Genomic DNA, 19,112 nt, shown 5'->3' on the forward strand with positions numbered 1-19,112 from the left:
AGTTCCAAGGCGGCAGCGATGATGGCGGTTCAGCTCCATGTTCTTGCGGTATCCGGAGCACGGCGGCGGCATCAGGTCGCGCTGCAGTCCCTGGATGGCTCATGTACAATGCGAACCATTCTTATTTGAGTTGGTGACCAGTGCGCCTGTCCGATCTTCCGAAAGGGGCTACTGCCGTGGTGGACCGAGTGGACGATGCTCATGCTTCCGACCCGATCGCGCAGCGCCTGCGCGACCTGGGCTTCGTGGCGGGCGAGCCGGTTCGGGTGGTGGCGCAGGGCCCGCTGGGAGCGGATCCCTTGCTGATCCAGATCGGCTCGACGCGCTTCGCGTTGCGCCGTAAAGAGGCGGAGCGCGTACAGGTCAACGCGGAGAACGCTGGATGAGTGCGGGCACGCTGCGCATTGCCCTGGTCGGCAACCCCAACTGCGGCAAGACCGCACTGTTCAACCAGCTCACCGGCGGTCGCCAGAAGGTGGCGAACTACGCGGGCGTGACGGTGGAGCGCAAGGAAGGCCGTTTCACGGCGCCTTCCGGACGCGTGCTGCAACTGCTCGACCTGCCGGGCACGTACAGCTTCGATGCCACCAGTCCCGACGAGCAGATCACGCGCGACGTGCTGGAAGGCAATTATCCGGGCGAGGCCGTGCCGGACCTGATCGTGTGCGTGGCCGACGCCACCAACCTGCGACTGCATTTGCGCTTCGTGCTGGAAGTGAAGCGGCTGGGTCGTCCGGTGGTGCTGGCGCTCAACATGATGGATGCCGCGCGTCGCCGCGGCATCGTCATCGATGTGCCGGAACTGGCGCATCGCCTCGGCATTCCCGTGGTGGAAACCATCGCGGTGAAGCGCGACGGCGTGAAGGCGCTGATTGCCCAGGTGGACGGCGAGATTCCTCAGGCTTCTCCCGCGCAAGCCGATGACGCCGAAAGCCGCGCTGATCTGCACGCACAAGTTCGCGCGCTGATGGCGGCCACCGTAACCATGCCGCGTGCCACGGCAGAGATCGACGACGCGCTCGATCGCTGGGCGCTGCATCCCGTGTTCGGCCTGGCGATTCTCGCCGTGGTGATGTTCCTGGTATTCCAGGCGGTGTATGCCGCCGGCAAGCCGATGACCGACCTGATCGGCGACGGCTTCGGCTGGCTTGGTGAGCACGCCACGTCGTGGATGCCGGCCGGGCCGTTGCAGAGCCTGCTGGTCGATGGCGTGTTCGGTGGCCTGGGTACCGTGATCGGCTTCCTGCCGGAAATCCTGGTGCTGTTCTTCTTCATCCTGGTGCTGGAGGAATCGGGCTACCTGCCACGTGCGGCCTTCCTGCTGGATCGCCTGATGGTGTCGGTGGGCCTCACCGGGCGCTCGTTCATTCCGCTGCTTTCCAGCTTCGCCTGCGCCATCCCCGGCATCATGGGCACGCGGAGCATCACCGATCCGCGCGATCGCCTCTCGACCATCCTGGTGGCGCCGTTGATGACGTGTTCGGCGCGTCTGCCGGTGTACGCATTGCTGATCGGCGCCTTCATTCCCACGCGGCGCGTGTTCGGCATCTTCAACATGCAGGGCCTGGTGTTGTTCGCGCTCTATGCGGCCGGCGTGCTCGGCGCCATGGCCGTGGGCTGGGTGATGAAGAAGATGCGCCGCGATCGCAGCGAGCACGCGCTGCTGATGGAGCTGCCCTCGTATCGCCTGCCCAAGGTGCGCGACGTTGCGCTCGGCCTGTGGGAGCGCGGCACGATTTTCCTCAAGCGACTGACCGGCATCATCCTCGGCCTGACGGTACTGATGTGGTTCCTCTCCACCTTTCCGTCGCCGCCGGCCGGCGCCACCGGCCCGGCCATCGATTACAGCTTTGCCGGCTACATGGGCCGCGGCCTGCAGTTCATCTTCGCGCCGCTGGGCTTCAACTGGCAGATCAGCGTGTCGCTGATTCCCGCGTTCGCTGCGCGCGAAACCGCCGTGGCGGCGCTCGCTACCGTGTATGCGGTGGGCGGTGAGGGTGCCGAGGGTGCGGGCCTGGCGCAGGCGCTGGCGGCCAACTTCTCGCTGGCCAGTGCGTTGTCGTTGCTGGTGTGGTTCGCGTTTGCACCGCAGTGCATGTCCACGCTGGCGGTGATCCGCCGCGAGACCAACTCGTGGCGCAACGTGGGCATCTCGTTCGGTTACATGTTCGTGGTGGCGTACATCGCCTCCTTCCTCACGTACCAGATCACGAGTTGGCTTGTATGAGTAACGGCTTGCTCCTGCAGTACGTGGTCATCGGCGTAATCGTGCTGATCAGCGCGTGGATCACGCTGCGCAAGCTGGCACCAAAGCTGACCAGCCGTTGGCTGGCGTCGCTGGCGCTGCGTCTTGACCGCAAGGACAGTGCATCGTGGCAGCGCTCGCTCGCGCACCGCCTGCAACCCAAGCAGGCCACCGGCAACTGCAGCGATGGCTGCGACACCTGCGGTGCCTGCGGCCCGAAGCCGCCAGCGGCCGCGCGCGACGTGCATCCCCTGGAATTCCGTCCGCGCGGCAAATGACGCGAGTGGCTTACTGACGATCCGACGGTGGCAGATCCATCGGCGGATTGATCTTGCGCATCTGTGGATCGCCCGGCTTCACCGGCGTGAGTATGCCCACCGTCACCGTGCCCGAGAGCAGGTACGACTCGAATTTGGGATCGTAGGGATTATCGCTGGCACGCAGCTGCTGGTAGGCAATGACGCCATCGGTCTGGTGCACGCCCGTGATCTCACCGGCGGTGAAGGCCTGCATGCCGCCGATGCCGACATCGTAGTTGAGGGGCGACTCGTGGCTGTTCCTGCCGGTGGTGCCGCCCACGACGAGATGGGGCGCAGCCGAGCCCACGCGTGAACCCGTGGCGGAAATGAGCACCTCGCGCCAGCGTGCCTTGGCGCGGACCAGCGCCGTGGCATCGCCGTAGGTCGGCAGCAGCTCGCGCCAGATCACGTTCGCCTGCTCGAACTGCTCTGGCGTCAGATGCGCATACAGCAGCTGCTTGGCGTACACGTACTGGGTCTCGTTGCGTTCGGCCGCCAGCGCGAACCAGGCCATCGCACGCGGCAAGTCGACCGGCGAGCCGTGGCCATTGAGATACATCACGCCCAGGTTGTATTCGGCGGGCTTGTAAGCCCATGACGCCGACACCTTGTACATCGCGATGGCGTGCTCGTAATCGTGCTTCTGGTTGGCCAGCGCACCGAGATAGAAAAAGTATTCGCCCGGGCGCCCATCGTCTTCGGGCCGGTTGAACGGATCGGTACGGCTGGTGGGAACGTCCGGCGTCGCCTTGTAGCTCACCACTTTCGGCGGCGGCGACTGCGTGTCGATGGGTATGGTCGGCAGCGTGGTGTCCGTGGCCTGGAGGGCGGGACAGAACGCCCACCCGGCCAGCAACATTGCATACAACGGTAGCTGCATCAGGTGATTTCGCACGGTCATGGCGACACCTCGCATCGTCTGCTTGGGTAAGGCAGCGAAACGAAATTACTCCCAATGCGGGCGCTGGGCAATTGCGAGGGAGCCAGCCGGAAACGGGCCGCCCCGTCGGTTCGTGCGCCGTATCAACGCGACGGCAGTTGTTCGTACCGTGCCAGAAGATGACCGAAGACCGGCCAGAACGCTTGCGGTAAATGGCCGTCCAGACGATCCGCAAGAATGTTCAGGTGGGTGTGCCAGCCGCCGCTGACCCCGGCGACATCCTCCGGCTTGAGTCTGCGGTGCGTCACGGTGAGCCGCACCTGCTCGTTCACGGGAGCGAGTTCGAAGGTGACCTCCGACGGTTCATCCATGCCGCCCCAGCTGATCGCGAGTAACGTCGGTGGCTCGCAGGCGATGACGCGGTGATGCGTGGTCTTGCCATCCGCGAGCGCCTTGAATCGTTCGGGTGGCGAGGTCGGCGTCTGCGACAGGTCGGTGTGATGGAAGTGCAACTGGAAATCGCTGCCCACGCGCTGCTCCATCGCACCGCTGGCCAGCCACTGGCCGCGCTTGTCTGATTCGGTGAGGAACGACCACACGCGTTCGAGTGGGCCAGGCAGCAGGCGTTCGAAGCGCACGGTGTCGGCGGCAAGCAGTTGGCGCGCAGGTGCGCGCTGCAGCTTCTGTTCCAGATTCGCCAGGATGCCGCCCCAGCCTTCCTGCGTGGCGTCCGCCCATTCGGGCAGCACGTCTTCGTGCAGCAGGGTGAGGTCGCAGCCGGTACCGGCCGGGACGATGTCGATGCTGACGCGCGTGGTCGCCGCCGAATACTTGGGCACCGCAAAGGTGAAGACGAGTCGCCGCGGACGATCGATCTCCAGGTACTCGCCGACGTGATCGACATCCTCACCATCGCGCCGATCGGAAAAACAGAAGCGGCCGCCCACGCGTGCGTCGATGTCCACGCGCACCATTTCGCCGTTTGGCGCGGAAAACAGCCAGCGGCCGGCGGTGGCGGGGTCGAGCCATGCGTCGAAGACGCGTTCCGGGCTGGCGTCGAAATGGCGGGTGATGCGCAGGGAGCGGAGAGCGGTGGTCATCGCGGCTTGCCTTCGGTGGGGGCGCCGTCGTCGGCCTTGAGCAGGGCGTCCAGCGCATCGAGTTTGCGGTTCCAGAAGTGCTCGTAGAAACGCAGCCATTCATCGGCGGCGGCGAGCGGGGCGGGCTCCAGGCGGCATACGTGGGTGCGACCCTTGACCAGGCGACGCACCAGTCCGGCGCGCTCCAGCACCTTCACGTGCTTGGAGGCGGCCGCCAGGGACATGGCAAAGGGCGCGGCCAGTTCGCCGATATTGCGGTCGCCCTCGGCCAGGCTGCGCAGCATGGCGCGGCGCGTGGCGTCGGTGAGGGCCTGGAAAACGGTATCCAGTGCGGGCGGCAGATATTCAACCATGTAGTTGAATATCTGCTTCCGGTCAATGAATGTCAACCGTTCGGTTAAATGATGCCTTAGCTATTCTGGGAGGAAGCGAGCGTCGGTCGAGGAGCCGGGCGCAGACGCAGTCGCTCACGTTGACACCACAGGTCTGCTACCCAGGCGGCCAGTGCGGGCAATGCCATCAAGGGTGCCCAGTGGAGCGATATCCAGAGGGCGATGAAAAACATGGTATCGGGCACCGAAGACCAGCGTGACCGTTCCTGCTTGGAAGGCAATGGATTGCGGCCGCGAAAACGGCCATAGGCGAGCGATGCTGCAGGCAAGAGTAGGCACACTGTTACGACAGAGCTGCCGCCAGCCCACCACACGAGAAGCCCGAAGCCGCAAAAACCTGGCACGAAGAGCAGGCGGAGCCACGGGCGCGGCTGCATTGGCTCTTCAGGTTGGCGTTGCCAGAGCAAGAGGGCGACGAAAAGCAGGTAGGCCGCCCAGGTGGCAGTGATAACAAGCGCAGCTATGAGCAGACTGGCTGAGCCCGGTTCGCCATAGGGTTCCTGAAGAACGACGAACCACAGCGCGTCCAGCAAGGCGCCAAGTACCAGCAGGATCGCGCATCGGATGGCACCGATTAGCACGCGCGGACCCGATACGAGATGGCGACTCGCTGCAGCGATGCAGAAGCGCACGAGTTTCGGATCGATAGTTAGCGGAAGTCGGGCCGGGCTGGCGTCGGACAGGCGCCATAGAAATAGGCCAAGCGCCGTGGGTAGGCCTGGCATCAGTGACGCAAGCACGATCCACCACCCGTGAAAGGGGCGCTGTACCCAGCGAAGGTACCGCTCGGCTTTCTTCACTTCGCCAAAGGGCTTCTTGGCATCACGCACGCGCATGGCGAGCTTGGGCGTATTCTCCGCGAGCATCAGCCAACGAATTTCAAGCTGGTTAGGCAGATCTTGCAAAGAAACGCCTCGACTTGCCGCCAATTCCGGAAGCCGGAAATAGTGAAACAGCGTCAAGGCAGAGCCTGCAGGTATCGGTGGTCGTTCGCGCACCACCAGTTCCAGCAGCTCTTGTGCGAGTTGCTCTCGTACCTTCCAGGTCCGCAATGACGGTTGCGCGTGAAGGGCGGCAACGACGGGTTCAGGCGCATGGTCGCGCGCAAAAGCGCAAAACCATCGAAAAACCGTTTCGGCATTGACGTCCGCGGACTCGGTGTTCCATGCAGCCACAGCAGGCTCGAACCTAGCTATCAGCGCATGCCGCTCGTCGAGGCTCTTGCGTAACTGTTGAAGCTGAAATGGATCGAGCCCAGTCAAGGCGTGGTCAAGACCGAAGAATTGAAGCATCGCGTCGAAACCATCAGCGCTGACCGGCGGTTGATCGCGGAACAGCATCCGAACCACCTGCTGTCCAGCTTCCTGCTGAACGCTCAGCGACCACAGCTCGGGCTGTTCGCGTAGCCATAGGGACAGGGTCGCTGCGTCCGTGGTCATGGCGAGATCGCGACACGCGCTCGCAAAGTTTTCGGCGTCGAATGGTGTAGGCGCCTGCACGGCAGCAGCGTGTGCCTCGTCGAAGTGCACGACGTGCCACGCCGGGTCGGTGAGCGGGATGGGCGGAGGCGATATGTCCTTCTCGGCCGTTGCGGCAGGCGGTGTCTGTACGCCAGTCGTTGGTGTGACGTCACGGGGTACATCACGCCTGCAGAATGCGAGTGCCTCCTCGTATCGCTCCCGCAAATGCTGAAAGCCTTCGGGGTCGATATCGGGGCGCGTATCCCTCAGTCGTTTCGCATAGGCGCGCTTTAGTGCATTTTCGTCCGCATTTTCAGGCAGGCCGAACCATGCCAGTGGCGTGATCATGCCTGTGCTTCCAACATGTCGAGCGCCTCGCCCAACTGGCGGCGATGTTCGCGGATGAGGTGATCATCCTGCGTATCAAGCACGCTGCGGAACCTGGCGATCCATTGCTGCAATTGCGCACGTGCGGCGATGTATTCCTCATAAAGTCGTTCGGCACGCGCGAGCATGGCGATATTTTCATGCTTCTCGCGCGGGTGAATCTTGATGCTTGCGAGCGACTGCAAGCGCGAACGTATCTCCGCCGGCGAGAGCAATCCCGGATTCTGTTCAAGCACCAGCTCGTGGCGCTCGTGGGTGGCCAGGATCGTCGCCTCGACCTGCAACACACCATTGATGTCGTAGGTGAAGCGCAAGCTCACCGCATTTTCGTTCGCGCGGCGATGCGGTGTGAGGGGAATCTGCAATTCGCCCAGCTTGATGTTGTGGTTCGCCATGGGGTGTTCACCCTGGTAGACCTCCAACGTGAGCTCGGTCTGATTGTCGCGGAAAGGCTGAAACGTTCCTTCGCGGCTCACCGGCACGGTGCTATTGCGGTGGATGATGGGTGCGAAAAAACCGGCCTGCTCCCGTCCCTGTTCATCGCGGTGCGACACTTTCGTACCGAGTGTGTAGGGACACACATCGGTCAGGATCACTTCATCCAGGCGCTGGTCGCGCGCTTTCAATCCGGCCGAGACGCACGCGCCCAGCGCGATGGCCTCGTCGGGATTCACATGCCGCAGCGGCAGCCGCCCGAACATGCGCGACACCAGCCGCGCGACCAGCGGCATGCGGCTGGCGCCGCCCACCAGCACGATCTCGTCGAGCTGCGTCGGCTGCAGGCGCGCGTCGCGCATGGCGCGTTCCAGCGGCGCGCGCATGCGGTGCACCAGCGGTTCGGCCAGGCGCGCGAAGTGTTCCTCGTCGATCTGCCAGCTCAGCGTTCGTTCGCCCTGCCGCCATTCGACGGCGACGCTGGCATGGCTGCCCAGCTCGCGCTTGGCCTGTTCCAGGCGCCGGCGCAGTTGCCCGCGCTCCTGCGGCGTCAGCGCATCGGCGGACAACTGGTGCTCGGCGCAGAACGCCGTCTGGAGCACGTCGAGGAAATCCTCGCCGCCAAGGAAGTTGTCGCCGGCACTGGCATGCACTTCCACCACGCCGTCGAACATTTCCAGCACCGACACGTCGAAGGTGCCGCCGCCCAGATCGAACACGAGGAAGCGTGAGCCTTCGCGATTTTCCTGCAGGCCGTAGGCGAGGGCGGCAGCGGTGGGTTCGTTGATCAGGCGTTCGACGCGGATGCCGGCCAGTTCGCCGGCGGCGCGCGTGGCTTTGCGTTGCGCATCGGAAAAATACGCAGGCACGCTGATGACGGCCTCGGTCACCTTCTCGCCGGTCGCGGCTTCCGCGTCGGCGATCAGCGAGCGCAGGATCAGCGCCGAGAGTTCCTCGGGCCGGAAGGTGTGCTCGCCAAGGCGCGTTTCGCGCGCCGTGCCCATCCAGCGCTTGAACGTGGCCACGCTGCTCTCGGGATGGCTGACCATGCGGTCGCGCGCGGCGCGGCCCACGATGACGTGGCCTTCGTCGTCGACGCTCACCACGGAGGGGGTGAGGCTTTCTCCCAGTGCGTTGGGAAACAGGCGCGGGCCGTCTTCCCCATAGGTACCAATAAGCGAATGCGTGGTGCCCAAATCGATGCCGACGATCATTCCTGACGCCCCTGAAAATCTGTCCGGAGTGTACACGCGGAATTGACACGCTTGCCCGGGGCTGGCCCAGCACGGCTGAGACGATTCGCGGCTAGAATCCGCCGATCCCACAGGAGCCACCCATGCAGCACACGCCCAACACCGAGACGGCCGTGCCCGACGGCGATCTCTCCGACGTCACCACATCGCCCACGCATGTGCACCACCCGGCAGGCCACAACGTGGCCGACACCCTCGACATCGCCGGGCACGACGAGGTGGATCACGAGACCGCATTGCGCGAGTCCTCGTTGCGCGTTCCGCGCTGAACTCCCCTGGTTGAGCGCTTCGGCTGTATGAACAGGCGAAGCGCCTGTGCTTACATGCGGAACACACCGTAGCGCTGCGGCTCGATCGGGGCGTTGAGCGACGCAGAGATCGCCAGGCCGACTACCCGGCGCGTATCGGCCGGATCGATGATGCCGTCGTCCCACAGGCGCGCGCTGGCGTAGTAGGGGTGGCCCTGGCGTTCGTACTGGTCGCGGATCGGCGCCTTGAACGCTTCCTCGTCCTCCGCGCTCCATGACTTGCCGCTGGCCTCGATGCCGTCGCGGCGCACGGTCGCCAGCACCGAGGCAGCCTGTTCGCCGCCCATCACGCTGATGCGGGCGTTGGGCCACATCCACAGGAAGCGCGCGCCGTAGGCGCGGCCGCACATGGCGTAATTGCCGGCGCCGAAGCTGCCGCCGATCACCACGGTGAACTTGGGCACGTGCGAACAGGCCACGGCGGTGACCATCTTCGCACCGTCCTTGGCGATGCCGGCGTTCTCGTACTTCTTGCCCACCATGAAGCCGGTGATGTTCTGCAGGAACACCAGCGGCACGTTGCGCTGGTTGCACAGCTCGATGAAGTGCGCGCCCTTGAGCGCGGACTCTGAGAACAGGATGCCGTTGTTGGCGATGATGCCCACCGGGTAACCGTGGATATGCGCAAAGCCGCACACCAGCGTCTTGCCGTAGCGCGCCTTGAACTCGTGGAACTCCGAGCCGTCGACGATGCGCGCAATCACCTCGCGGATGTCGAACGGGCGACGGTTGTCCTGCGGAATCACGCCGTACAGTTCCTCAGCCGCGTACAGCGGTTCGGACGGGGCGCGCAGCGCCAATGGCATGTCCTTCTTGCGGTTGAGGCTGGCCACGATGTCGCGCGCGATGGAGAGCGCATGTGCGTCGTTCTCGGCATAGTGGTCCGCCACGCCCGACACGGACGTATGGACGTCCGCGCCGCCCAGCGCCTCGGCGTCCACCACTTCGCCGGTGGCGGCCTTCACCAGCGGCGGGCCGCCCAGGAAGATGGTGCCCTGGTCGCGCACGATGATGGTCTCGTCGCTCATCGCCGGCACATAGGCGCCGCCGGCGGTGCACGAGCCCATCACCACGGCGATCTGCGGAATGCCCAGGCCGGACATGCGCGCCTGGTTGTAGAAGATGCGGCCGAAGTGTTCCTTGTCGGGAAAGACCTCATCCTGCAACGGCAGGAAGGCGCCGCCCGAATCGACCAGGTAGATGCAGGGAAGGCGATTCTCCAGCGCCACTTCCTGCGCACGCAAATGCTTCTTCACCGTGATCGGGAAATAGGTGCCGCCCTTGACGGTGGCATCGTTGGCGACCACCACCACCTCGATGCCGTTGACGCGACCGATGCCGGTGATGATGCCGGCCGCGGGCGCCGCGTCGTCGTACATGCCGTGCGCGGCCAGCGGCGACAGTTCCAGGAAGGGCGAGCCGGGATCGAGCAGGGCGCGGATGCGTTCGCGTGGCAGCAGCTTGCCGCGGGCCGTGTGTTTCTCGCGGGCCTTCTCGCCGCCGCCTTCGGCGCTGCGGGCCAGTTCGCGGTGCAGGTCGTCCACCAGCCCCTTCAGCTGCGCGCTGCTGGCCTGGAAGTCCGTAGCGCGGGGATCGATCTGCGACGCGATGACACTCATGGGCTAAGGCTGCCGTTCGTGGGGAGCGTCGATGATAGCGGCCCGTGATCGAGGGCTAAATCGGCGTCGCAACATATCGAGGCTGTGAAACTGGCAGTCAGAGCCGGTCGCTGCTTTTCACAGGCACAAAAAAACCGGCCTCCAGAGAAGGCCGCCGCTTTTCATAAGCACAAAAAAACCGGCCTCCAGAGAAGGCCGCCGCTTTTCATGAGCACAAAAAACCGGCCTCCAGAGAAGGCCGCTGTTTTTCAAGAGCACAAAAAAACCGGCCGCCAGAGGCGGCCGGTTTTCAGAAGTACACGAGGGTACTTAGTGACCAGCGGTCGAAGCAGCAGCCGGAGCAGCAGCGGTCGAAGCCGGGGTCGGCGCCGGCTGTTCGGCCGGAGCAGCAGCGGTCGAAGCGGGAGCTGCGGCCGGAGCCTGCTCTGCCGGAGCAGCAGCAGCCTTCTGAGCCTGGTCAGCAGCCTGCTGAGCCTGGTCAGCCGACTTCTGAGCGTCCTGCGCGGAATCCTGCGCGCCGTTGCTGCAAGCCGCCAGCAGCGCGACGAGCGCAGAGGCGAGAAGGGTACGCGTGAACTTCATGTTGAATCTCCTTTGCCGTGGAATGCCGTTTGGCGGGCGTATTAATAGCGCTTTCGCGGGAAATGCGCCACATCTTTGTCTGAAACGGCCAAAAACCGGTTAACCCGGCTTTCATCGGCGGCCAATGGATGGCCGCCGACCCATAGCATCAGAGCAGTTCGATGGCCACGGCCGTGGCTTCGCCGCCGCCGATGCACAGCGATGCCACGCCACGCTTGAGACCGCGGGTCTTCAGTGCGTTGAGCAGCGTCACCACCACGCGCGCGCCGCTGGCGCCGATCGGATGGCCAAGCGCGCAGGCGCCGCCATTGACGTTGATCTTGTCGCGCGCAATGTCCAGCTCGCGCATGGCGGCCATGGCCACCACGGCGAAGGCTTCGTTGACTTCGAACAGGTCGACGTCGCTCACCTTCCAGCCGGCCTTCTCCAGCACCTTGTGCAGTGCGCCCACGGGTGCCGTGGTGAACCACTCCGGCTCCTGCGAATGGGTGGCGTGCGCCACGATGCGGGCCAGCGGCTGGAGGCCGCGGCTCTTGGCATCGTCAGCCGACAGCAACACCAGGGCGGCGGCGCCATCGGAAATGCTGGAGGAGCTGGCTGCCGTGATGGTGCCGTTCTCCTTGCGGAAGGCGGGCTTCAGCGAGGAGATCTTGCTGGTGTCCGATCGGCCCGGCTGCTCGTCCGTGTCGACCTTGATGTCGCCCTTGCGGCTGGACACGGTGACCGGAACGATCTCGTCGGCAAACGCACCCTTTTCCTGCGCGGCCTTGGCGCGGTCCACCGATTCCTTCGAGTAGGTGTCCTGCTCTTCGCGGGTGAAATGGTACTTGTCCGCGCACAGTTCGCCGAACACGCCCATGGCCTTGCCGTCGTACGGGTTGGTCAGGCCGTCCCACGCCATGTGGTCCACCAGCGTGCCGTCGCCGTAGCGAATGCCCGAGCGCGCATTGACCATGTGCGGCGCGTTGGTCATCGACTCCATGCCGCCGGCAACCACCACCGAGGCCGAACCGGCCTTGATCAGGTCATGGCCCAGCATGATGGCCTTCATGCCCGAACCGCACACCTTGTTGATGGTGGTGCAACCGGCTGCGACCGGCAGGCCGGCGCCGAGCGAGGCCTGGCGGGCAGGGGCCTGGCCGAGGTTGGCGGGCAGCACGCAGCCCATGATCACTTCGCTTACATCGGTGGGAGCCAGTCCGGACTGCTCCAGCGCGGCGCGAATGGCGGTGGCACCCAGCGTGGGGGTGGGTACGCCGGTGAACTGGCCGAGGAAGGAGCCAATGGCGGTGCGCTTGGCACCGGCGATGACAACGCTGACGTCCGACATGGAGATCTCCGCAAGTACTTGATGGGGCAACGCCCCGGTTTAGTCCATCGATTATCGCAGCCCCCCCTCAACCGGGGCAAACCGGCCGCCTTTGCGCCTACAGCAGGATCTTGGCGGTATTTAGTTGCGATTTCGTTGTGCAAATATGGAGGCGCGCGCGGCCGATGCCAGGGGAGTCGCGCGCGTGGCCGTTATGAAGCGTGCAGTTCAACGGGCGGGGGCCTAATGAATACGGTGATGCGAGGTCTGCGGTACCGCCGTGGTGCGGTATTGGTATGGTTGGCGCTGGGACTCGCTGCCTGCGGGGGAGGCGGCGGAGGCAATACCCGCCCCTCGCCACCGCCGGCACCACCACCGGCTCCGCCGCCGCCACCGTCATCGTCCACGGTGCCTCCGCCGCCGATCGATGCCCAGCTGACGCTCACCAACACCAATGCCGCTCACAGCGCTGGCTATACCGGTGCGGGCGTCACCATCGGCATCGTCGATACCGGCGTCACCTCCACGCATCCAGCCCTGGCCGGGCGCGTGATCCAGGAGCTGACCTACGTCAATCCGACCACCAACAACCTCAAGGTCGATGACGTCAACGGCCACGGTACTTACGTAGCCGAGATCGCGGCGGGCAAACCGTTCGGCCAGTTCGTGGGCGGCATCGCCACCGGCGCGAACATCGTGTCGGCGCGCATCATCAGCGACAGCGCGCCGGACGATAACGGCTCCACGCCGCCGGCGCCGGTCACCTCGTCCGACGCGGTACCGCTGGGCCAGGTCAACGCGGACCTGATCAACAGCGGCGTGAAGGTGATGAACAACTCGTGGGGCGGCATCAGCTGGAGTTCGAGCGACACAGCGACCACGAAGGGTTTCCACGACGCATACAGCCCCTTCATCAACAGCTGGGGCGGCCTCGTGGTGTTTGCCGCGGGCAACGATTCGCAGGTGAATCCCAGCACCATCGCCGCGCTGCCGAGCCTGGCGCCCGACCTGCAGAAGGGCTGGCTCACCGTGGTGGCCACCAACAGCAACGCACCCACGCAACTGGAGAGCTATTCGAACCAGTGCGGCATCGCGATGAACTATTGCCTGGCTGCACCGGGCGACGTGATCGTGAGCGGCAAGAGCGACACCAGCACCGCCAACGAAACCTACTGGATCGTCGAGGGCACCTCATTGTCTGCGCCGCAGGTTTCCGGCGCAGCAGCGCTGGTGTGGCAGGCCTATCCGTACTTCACCAACGACCTGGTGCGTCAGACCTTGCTGGGTACGGCTGACCCTTTGGGCGGCTCGCAACCCAACCCCACGTTCGGCTACGGCGAGCTCGATGTCGGCAAGGCGGTCAATGGACCAGAGCAATTCAACTGGGGCGACGTCACCGTCAGCTTCAGCGGCAGCTCCAGCTGGAACAATCCCATCTCCGGCGCAGGCGGGCTGATCAAGCAAGGCACCGGCACGCTGACGCTGACGCAGCCATCGAGCTTCACCGGATTGACGCAGGTACAGGGCGGCATGTTGGTGGCCAAGTCGCTGGCATCGAGCGTGAGCATCGGCGCGCAGGGCGTGCTGAGCGGCACGCCGTCGATCGGCGGATCGGTGACCAACGCCGGCGTGCTGGCGGTGGCCGGTGCCGATGTCACCGTCGGCGGCAATTACACGCAGCAGGGTGCGGGTCGGCTTGCGGTGTCGCTGGGATCGGTTTTGCGTGTCAACGGCACGGCGGCGCTCACGGGCGGCGACCTTTACGTCACGGGTATCAACCAGGGTTACGCGGCCAATGCGCATACCGATGTGCTGACGGCCAACGCCGGACTCTCGGGCACGTTTTCCTCGCTCAACGTGGCGACGGGTGTGCTGCTTAGCGCGACGTTCGGTTACAGCAGCACCGAGGCCTGGTTGAACGTGAGCCAGGTGCAGGCCTCGGCGGTGACGGGCATGACGTATACGCCGGCATCGTTCGGCGCGGCCCAGCGCATCGACGGCGCGTTCAACCAGATCAACACCCAGATAGGTTCGGGCACGACGGTGACGGGTGGCCCGTTGCCGACATCCTTCATAAACGGCGCAGCGAGCCTGCAGCAGACGGCGACAGTGAGTGCGCTGCAGCAGTCGTTGAGTTCGCTGTCGGGCCAGCTGCATGCCGCAAGCGCGGCTATGACGTTCGATGCCATGGACGCCGGCACGCGCGCGCTGTCCAAGCGCTTCGACCAGTTGGGCGACGTGTATGGCGCAGGCGGGTGGACGCAGACGCTCGGCAGCTACGGCAGCATGAATCGCAGCGGCTACGACAGCGTGGGCTACGACCTCAACGGCTGGATGGTGGGACAGGATCGCCGCCTGGGCGGCAACGGTGTCATCGGCTTTGCGGTCAGCCAGAGCCAGGATCTGGGACGCCTGGACGAATTCGCCGACCAGGGACGCAGCCGAGCCGTGGAAGGCATGCTGTACGGCGGCATCGTGCAGAACCAGTGGTACGCCATGGGCCGGTTGGGCATGGGCTCGTATCGCGAAGACATGCGTCGCCACCTTGAACTGGGCAGCGACGTGGAAAGCGTGGCCAGCAACACCAACGGCACCTACGACATCGCCTATGGCGAAAGCGGCTACCGCATGCAGTGGGGCGGCCTGCACATCACGCCATACGTGAACCTGCAGTACGCCAACATCCGCACTGACGGATTCGACGAACTCGGCGGCGCCGGTTTCGGATTGAAGGCCGATGCGCAGTCCATCGAACGCTGGCAAGGCGGCGCCGGCCTGCGCGCGGGCCGCGACTGGTCGTTCTCCGGTGGCAGCCATCTGAGCGTGCAGGCCCACCTGCTATGGCAACGCGCCTTCAGCATGCGCGGCGATGTGCTCGACGCCAGCTTCGCGGTGCTCAACCAGTGGGCGCCGGTGAGCGGCATCGGCTTGTCGCGTTATGGCGGCGAGGCCGGGCTGAGCCTGGACTGGACGATATCGCGGCGTTCCAGCTTGTCGCTGGGCATGGATCAGTACGTCGCCGAGCATGAGCACGGGAAGATGGATACGCTGGCTTATCGACTCTCGTTCTGAGCTTGCTTTCGCGAGTTATTCAGGTAAGGGCCGGGACATAGCTTGATCGGTCTTCAGTAGTCGCGTTTTCGCGATCTGGCCCTGCGCGGCGGGCGTTTCGATCGGCTGCCGCCGATCGAGTCACTTTTCTTTGCATAGCACTTCTCCTTCTCTCCTACGGGAGAGGAGGATTTGGGCAATGCCACCTTGATGGTGGTGAAGGGCCAATCTTGCGACTGGCGTTAGAAGTACGTCGTTGCTTTTTCGGAAGTGCGATCCATCACGCCTTGCCGTGAAACAGCTCGCGACCGATCAGCATGCGGCGGATCTCGTTGGTGCCTGCACCAATCTCATACAGCTTCGCATCACGTAGCAGGCGACCCGCAGGAAACTCGTTGATGTAGCCGTTGCCGCCCAGCGTCTGGATCGCTTCCAGCGCTACCTTCACCGCGTTCTGCGAGGCATTGAGCAGGCAGGCGGCGGGGTCGATGCGTGACTTCACGTTGTTGTCGAACTGCTGCGCTACCATGTACGCGAAGCCGCGCGAACTCTGCAGCGCGGTGTACATGTCCGCGATCTTCGCCTGCATCACGCCGAAGGTGCCGATGGGCGCGTTGAACTGCTTGCGTTCGCGCACATAGGGCAGGGAAATATCCAGCGCGGCCTGCATCAGGCCGATGGGGCCGCCCGACAGCACCAGACGCTCGGTGTCGAGGCCGCTCATCAGCACGCGCACGCCTTCGTTGACTTCGCCGACGATGTTCTCTTCGGGAATCTCGCAATCCTCGAACACCAGTTCGCAGGTGTTGGAGCCGCGCATGCCAAGCTTGTCGAGTTTCTGCGCCGTGCTGAAACCCTTCATGCCTTTCTCGACGATGAAGGCCGTCATGCAGCGGCTGCCTGCCACGCGCGGCGCGGTGCGCATGTAGACCAGCAGCACGTCGGCATCCGGGCCGTTGGTGATCCACATCTTGGAGCCGTTGGCGACCCACACGTCGCCTTTCTTCTCCGCCTTGCAGCTCATCGAGCCGACCACGTCAGACCCGGCGCCGGGTTCGCTCATCGCCAGCGCACCGACGTACTCGCCCGAGCAAAGCTTGGGAATGTATTTGCGACGCTGCGCTTCGTTGCCGTTGTGGAAGATGTTCTGCACGCACAGGTTGGAATGCGCGCCGTAGGAAAGGCCGACCGAACCGGACGCGCGCGAGATTTCCTCCATCGCCACCAGGTGCGCGAGGAAACCCATGTTGCTGCCGCCGTACTCTTCCGGAATGGTGATGCCGAGCAGGCCCATGTCGCCGAACTTGCGCCACAGGTCGGCCGGGAACAGGTTTTCACGGTCGATGTGGTCGGCGCGAGGAGCGATCTCCTTCTCGGCGAACGCGTGCACGGTGTCGCGCAGCAGATCGATCTCTTCACCCAGCGGGAACGGACGCATGCCTTCAAACTCCACCAATGCAGAAGGCCTCCATGGTACCGCGCAGGCCTTAACAAGCCGTTGCGCGACGCACAAGGCCCGAAAACCGCGGGAGGAAGATCAGGACGCGCTCAGCGCGTTCGCCAGTTCAGCAAGCCGGTGACGTTGAACCAGCATTTGCGAAAGCTGGCCCAGCACGAGCCGGGCCGTGTCGTCATCGGCGCTGGCGATAAACGGTTCCAGCAGCACCGTGTCGTCCGTGGTGGCTTGTGCGGTGAGACCGTTGGCCAGGGCATCACCCAGTTGGGCCAACGCGTTGACGGTGGCGGTGCCCGCGTGCGCCACCGCATCGCGAGCCGCGGGAGACGCAATGACCTGGCGGTTGGCGCCAAGCGCCGAAAGTTGCCCCAGCAGCGCGTGGGCGGCGGAAAGAAAACGCAGCAGCGTTTCCGTGCCGCGTTGATGCTGACCAGGTTCGCGCAACATGTTGGCGAGCACGGCGCTCAGTGCGGCGTTCGCGTTGTGCGCGTCGCGACGGGCGATGCGATAGTCCAGGTCATCGCGGCGTCCCGTGGTGTACTGGGCCAGGATGCGTTCCAGATAGCGCGCGTCGCTGCGCACGGTGTCTGCCAGCACCTCGTCGAAACGACGGCCCTGCCAGTCGGGCAGCACCAGGCGCATGGCCAGCGCCGCAATGGCCGTGCCGATCAAGGTGTCCAGCAGACGCGGCAGCATCACGTCGTAACCGCTGCCCACCTGGTTGAAACACAGCACCACGAACAGCGTGATGGCGGCGGTGGCGATGGTGTAGCGCCGGTGTCGCGCGGCGAAGAACACCACGCCGGAGAACACCACCAACGGCATCTGCCACGGGCCGAACGGCAGCAGCTTGAGCGTGACCCAGCCGAGCACGAGTCCCGCCACCGTGCCTGCCACGCGCTGCATCAGCCGCAGCCGCGTCGCGCCGTAACTCGGTTGGCAGACCAGTAGCGTGGTCAGGAGTATCCAATAGCCGTGCCGTGGATGCATCACGTGCAGCACGACATAGCCCGCCAGCAGCGCCAATGACAAACGCAGCGCGTGGCGGAAGCGGAACGAGCGTGGCGTCAGTTGGATACGAATGCGATCCCAGCCATCGCGCAGCGATTGGGGGCCCGGGTCTTGCAGCAGCCCGGCCTGCCGCCCGCGCCATTCGTGCGGAACCTGGCCCGCCAGTTGCTGTTGGATCGCGCCGATGTTTCGCACCAGGGCGTCGACCGCGCGCAGCAGGTGTGCCGCCGGCGGATGGGATTGTTCGCGCAAGGCGTCCAGCGCACTGCTCAGGTCGGCCATGGTCGCCTCGCTGGTGGCATTCGCGGCCGGCGTGGTGTGCATGCGCAACGCATCGGCACGCTGGCGACAGGTACGCGCTTCCAGCCGCAGCAGATGTTCGCAGCGAAACAACACGTCGCTGTGGAACAGCGCTTCGGCCAGTTCATCGTACGGGTAATGCGCGGAGCTGATGCGTTCGTGGATGTCCTGCGCAATCAGGTACAACTGCAGGCGTTCGGCGGTGGCGCCACGGGGGCGGCGGGCCCCGATGCGGTCGACCAGCACCAGCCGCGTGTCGTTGAGTGCGTCCACCACGCGTTCGTTCTGCATGGCCAGCGACCACTGCATGGCTTCGCGATCCACGCCGTGCACCGGCGTGAACATCGCAGCCTTGCCTTCCAGGTAATCGGCCAGCGCGTCGAACAGCCGCGCCAGCGACAGGCGCACGGCCTGTTGCGGCGCCAGCACGCTCCACAACAGCGACAGCGCGCCATACCACGCTGCGCCGGCCAGCAGCAGCGAAGGCTGATACCACCAGGAGCCGACCTGCGGCTGATCGGCGCCGATCATGGTGTAGACGGCGAGCAGCAGCGTGGCGCCTGCCACGGTCGCGTAGCGCTCGCTGGCGGCGCCCAGCATCACCAGCGCGAAGGTCGATAGCGTCAAGCCGACGGCAAAGACTGCTGGATAGGGAAACAGCCATTGCACCGAGAACGCGGAGATGGCGAAGCAGGCCAGCGTCAGCAGCAACGTGGTGAGGCGGTTGCGCCAGTGGTCCTCGGTTTCGGCGAGCGCGCAGGCAATGATGCCGAGCAGCACCGAAACCACCGCGTCGATGCGGCCGGTGCCGAAACACCATGCCACGGCTCCGCCGAGGGCCAGCAGCACGCGCAGGCATTCGGCGTAGCGATCGGAGCCGCGCAGGCGGCGCCAGCGGTAGGCGAGGGAAGTGAGCATGGTGTGAGCATACGATGGCCGCGTTCCCGTCGGTACGCACGGCTTCGTTATGGCGGCATCCGCAAAAGAAAACGCCGGCCCAGGGCCGGCGTTTTCGTCGAACGAAC

At 64.9% G+C, this 19,112-nt stretch carries 15 protein-coding genes; 5 read left to right on the forward strand and 10 right to left on the reverse strand.

Annotated elements, in window-relative coordinates; translation table 11 throughout:
- Positions 1-140: 140 nt before the first annotated feature.
- From ABIC75_RS21160 to ABIC75_RS21170, 3 genes are read left to right on the forward strand one after another with little or no spacing between them, the layout of a single operon-like run.
- Complete coding sequence (locus tag ABIC75_RS21160) at positions 141-386, forward strand: FeoA family protein (protein WP_354015877.1); 246 nt, start codon at positions 141-143, stop codon at positions 384-386.
- The gene (feoB, locus tag ABIC75_RS21165) at positions 383-2,227 is read left to right on the forward strand and encodes a ferrous iron transporter B (RefSeq protein WP_354015878.1); all 1,845 of its coding nucleotides are present in this window, start codon (positions 383-385) and stop codon (positions 2,225-2,227) included. The genes ABIC75_RS21160 and feoB overlap by 4 nt, the downstream gene beginning before the upstream one ends.
- On the forward strand, positions 2,224-2,523 hold the full coding sequence (locus ABIC75_RS21170) for a DUF6587 family protein (protein ID WP_354015879.1): 300 nt from the start codon (positions 2,224-2,226) through the stop codon (positions 2,521-2,523). Before feoB ends, ABIC75_RS21170 begins: the two co-directional genes overlap by 4 nt.
- A 10-nt stretch (positions 2,524-2,533) precedes the next feature.
- Here ABIC75_RS21170 and ABIC75_RS21175 read toward each other — a convergent pair whose 3' ends face one another.
- The 5 genes from ABIC75_RS21175 to ABIC75_RS21195 all read right to left on the reverse strand — a co-directional run bounded on the left by ABIC75_RS21175 (position 2,534) and on the right by ABIC75_RS21195 (position 8,412).
- Positions 2,534-3,445 carry a tetratricopeptide repeat protein gene (locus tag ABIC75_RS21175; RefSeq protein ID WP_354015880.1) on the reverse strand — a complete coding sequence of 304 codons (912 nt, stop codon included), beginning with the start codon at positions 3,443-3,445 and terminating at the stop codon, positions 2,534-2,536.
- Between the two features lie 122 nt (positions 3,446-3,567).
- Positions 3,568-4,524: an SRPBCC domain-containing protein gene (locus tag ABIC75_RS21180; RefSeq protein ID WP_354015881.1), complete on the reverse strand. Its 957-nt coding sequence runs from the start codon at positions 4,522-4,524 to the stop codon at positions 3,568-3,570.
- On the reverse strand, positions 4,521-4,877 hold the full coding sequence (locus tag ABIC75_RS21185) for an ArsR/SmtB family transcription factor (protein WP_354015882.1): 357 nt from the start codon (positions 4,875-4,877) through the stop codon (positions 4,521-4,523). Before ABIC75_RS21185 ends, ABIC75_RS21180 begins: the two co-directional genes overlap by 4 nt.
- 56 nt (positions 4,878-4,933) lie before the next feature.
- Positions 4,934-6,724, reverse strand: a complete 1,791-nt coding sequence (locus ABIC75_RS21190) for a hypothetical protein (RefSeq protein ID WP_354015883.1) — start codon at positions 6,722-6,724, stop codon at positions 4,934-4,936.
- A complete protein-coding gene (locus tag ABIC75_RS21195; protein WP_354015884.1) occupies positions 6,721-8,412 on the reverse strand; it encodes a molecular chaperone HscC in 1,692 nt (563 codons plus the stop codon). The genes ABIC75_RS21190 and ABIC75_RS21195 overlap by 4 nt, the downstream gene beginning before the upstream one ends.
- A gap of 122 nt (positions 8,413-8,534) precedes the next feature.
- Here ABIC75_RS21195 and ABIC75_RS21200 point away from each other — a divergent pair, with 122 nt between their 5' ends.
- Positions 8,535-8,720 carry a hypothetical protein gene (locus ABIC75_RS21200; RefSeq protein ID WP_354015885.1) on the forward strand — a complete coding sequence of 62 codons (186 nt, stop codon included), beginning with the start codon at positions 8,535-8,537 and terminating at the stop codon, positions 8,718-8,720.
- Positions 8,721-8,770: 50 nt separating this feature from the next.
- On the opposite strand, the gene ABIC75_RS21205 is transcribed toward ABIC75_RS21200, so the two are convergent.
- From ABIC75_RS21205 to ABIC75_RS21215, 3 genes are all read right to left on the reverse strand, one after another.
- The gene (locus tag ABIC75_RS21205) at positions 8,771-10,378 is read right to left on the reverse strand and encodes a carboxyl transferase domain-containing protein (RefSeq protein ID WP_354015886.1); all 1,608 of its coding nucleotides are present in this window, start codon (positions 10,376-10,378) and stop codon (positions 8,771-8,773) included.
- Between the two features lie 309 nt (positions 10,379-10,687).
- Positions 10,688-10,960 (reverse strand): hypothetical protein, encoded by a 273-nt coding sequence (locus tag ABIC75_RS21210; RefSeq protein WP_436407963.1) that lies wholly within the window; start codon positions 10,958-10,960, stop codon positions 10,688-10,690.
- Positions 10,961-11,108: 148 nt separating this feature from the next.
- Complete coding sequence (locus ABIC75_RS21215; protein ID WP_354015887.1) at positions 11,109-12,290, reverse strand: acetyl-CoA C-acyltransferase; 1,182 nt, start codon at positions 12,288-12,290, stop codon at positions 11,109-11,111.
- 225 nt (positions 12,291-12,515) lie between these two features.
- On the opposite strand from ABIC75_RS21215, the gene ABIC75_RS21220 reads away from it, so the two are divergent.
- Positions 12,516-15,341: an autotransporter domain-containing protein gene (locus ABIC75_RS21220; protein WP_354015888.1), complete on the forward strand. Its 2,826-nt coding sequence runs from the start codon at positions 12,516-12,518 to the stop codon at positions 15,339-15,341.
- Between the two features lie 259 nt (positions 15,342-15,600).
- On the opposite strand, the gene ABIC75_RS21225 is transcribed toward ABIC75_RS21220, so the two are convergent.
- Both ABIC75_RS21225 and yccS read right to left on the reverse strand, forming a co-directional pair.
- Positions 15,601-16,758 carry an isovaleryl-CoA dehydrogenase gene (locus ABIC75_RS21225; protein ID WP_354015889.1) on the reverse strand — a complete coding sequence of 386 codons (1,158 nt, stop codon included), beginning with the start codon at positions 16,756-16,758 and terminating at the stop codon, positions 15,601-15,603.
- Between the two features lie 99 nt (positions 16,759-16,857).
- A complete protein-coding gene (gene yccS, locus ABIC75_RS21230; RefSeq protein WP_354015890.1) occupies positions 16,858-19,005 on the reverse strand; it encodes a YccS family putative transporter in 2,148 nt (715 codons plus the stop codon).
- Positions 19,006-19,112 lie beyond the last annotated feature (107 nt).

Origin of the sequence: Dyella japonica, from assembly GCF_040545895.1 — a bacterium.
GTDB classification, from domain to species: Bacteria; Pseudomonadota; Gammaproteobacteria; order Xanthomonadales; family Rhodanobacteraceae; genus Dyella; species Dyella japonica_D.

Excerpts from the sequence above, each read along its gene's own strand:
- ABIC75_RS21180 (WP_354015881.1), bottom strand. The coding sequence starts at position 4,524 with ATGACCACCGCTCTCCGCTCCCTGCGCATCACCCGCCATTTCGACGCC.
- ABIC75_RS21220 (WP_354015888.1), top strand. The coding sequence starts at position 12,516 with ATGAATACGGTGATGCGAGGTCTGCGGTACCGCCGTGGTGCGGTATTG.
- ABIC75_RS21225 (WP_354015889.1), bottom strand. The coding sequence starts at position 16,758 with ATGCGTCCGTTCCCGCTGGGTGAAGAGATCGATCTGCTGCGCGACACC.
- ABIC75_RS21175 (WP_354015880.1), bottom strand. The coding sequence starts at position 3,445 with ATGACCGTGCGAAATCACCTGATGCAGCTACCGTTGTATGCAATGTTG.
- ABIC75_RS21190 (WP_354015883.1), bottom strand. The coding sequence starts at position 6,724 with ATGATCACGCCACTGGCATGGTTCGGCCTGCCTGAAAATGCGGACGAA.
- ABIC75_RS21195 (WP_354015884.1), bottom strand. The coding sequence starts at position 8,412 with ATGATCGTCGGCATCGATTTGGGCACCACGCATTCGCTTATTGGTACC.
- ABIC75_RS21170 (WP_354015879.1), top strand. The coding sequence starts at position 2,224 with ATGAGTAACGGCTTGCTCCTGCAGTACGTGGTCATCGGCGTAATCGTG.
- feoB (WP_354015878.1), top strand. The coding sequence starts at position 383 with ATGAGTGCGGGCACGCTGCGCATTGCCCTGGTCGGCAACCCCAACTGC.
- ABIC75_RS21185 (WP_354015882.1), bottom strand. The coding sequence starts at position 4,877 with ATGGTTGAATATCTGCCGCCCGCACTGGATACCGTTTTCCAGGCCCTC.
- ABIC75_RS21210 (WP_436407963.1), bottom strand. The coding sequence starts at position 10,960 with ATGAAGTTCACGCGTACCCTTCTCGCCTCTGCGCTCGTCGCGCTGCTG.
- ABIC75_RS21205 (WP_354015886.1), bottom strand. The coding sequence starts at position 10,378 with ATGAGTGTCATCGCGTCGCAGATCGATCCCCGCGCTACGGACTTCCAG.
- yccS (WP_354015890.1), bottom strand. The coding sequence starts at position 19,005 with ATGCTCACTTCCCTCGCCTACCGCTGGCGCCGCCTGCGCGGCTCCGAT.
- ABIC75_RS21200 (WP_354015885.1), top strand. The coding sequence starts at position 8,535 with ATGCAGCACACGCCCAACACCGAGACGGCCGTGCCCGACGGCGATCTC.
- ABIC75_RS21215 (WP_354015887.1), bottom strand. The coding sequence starts at position 12,290 with ATGTCGGACGTCAGCGTTGTCATCGCCGGTGCCAAGCGCACCGCCATT.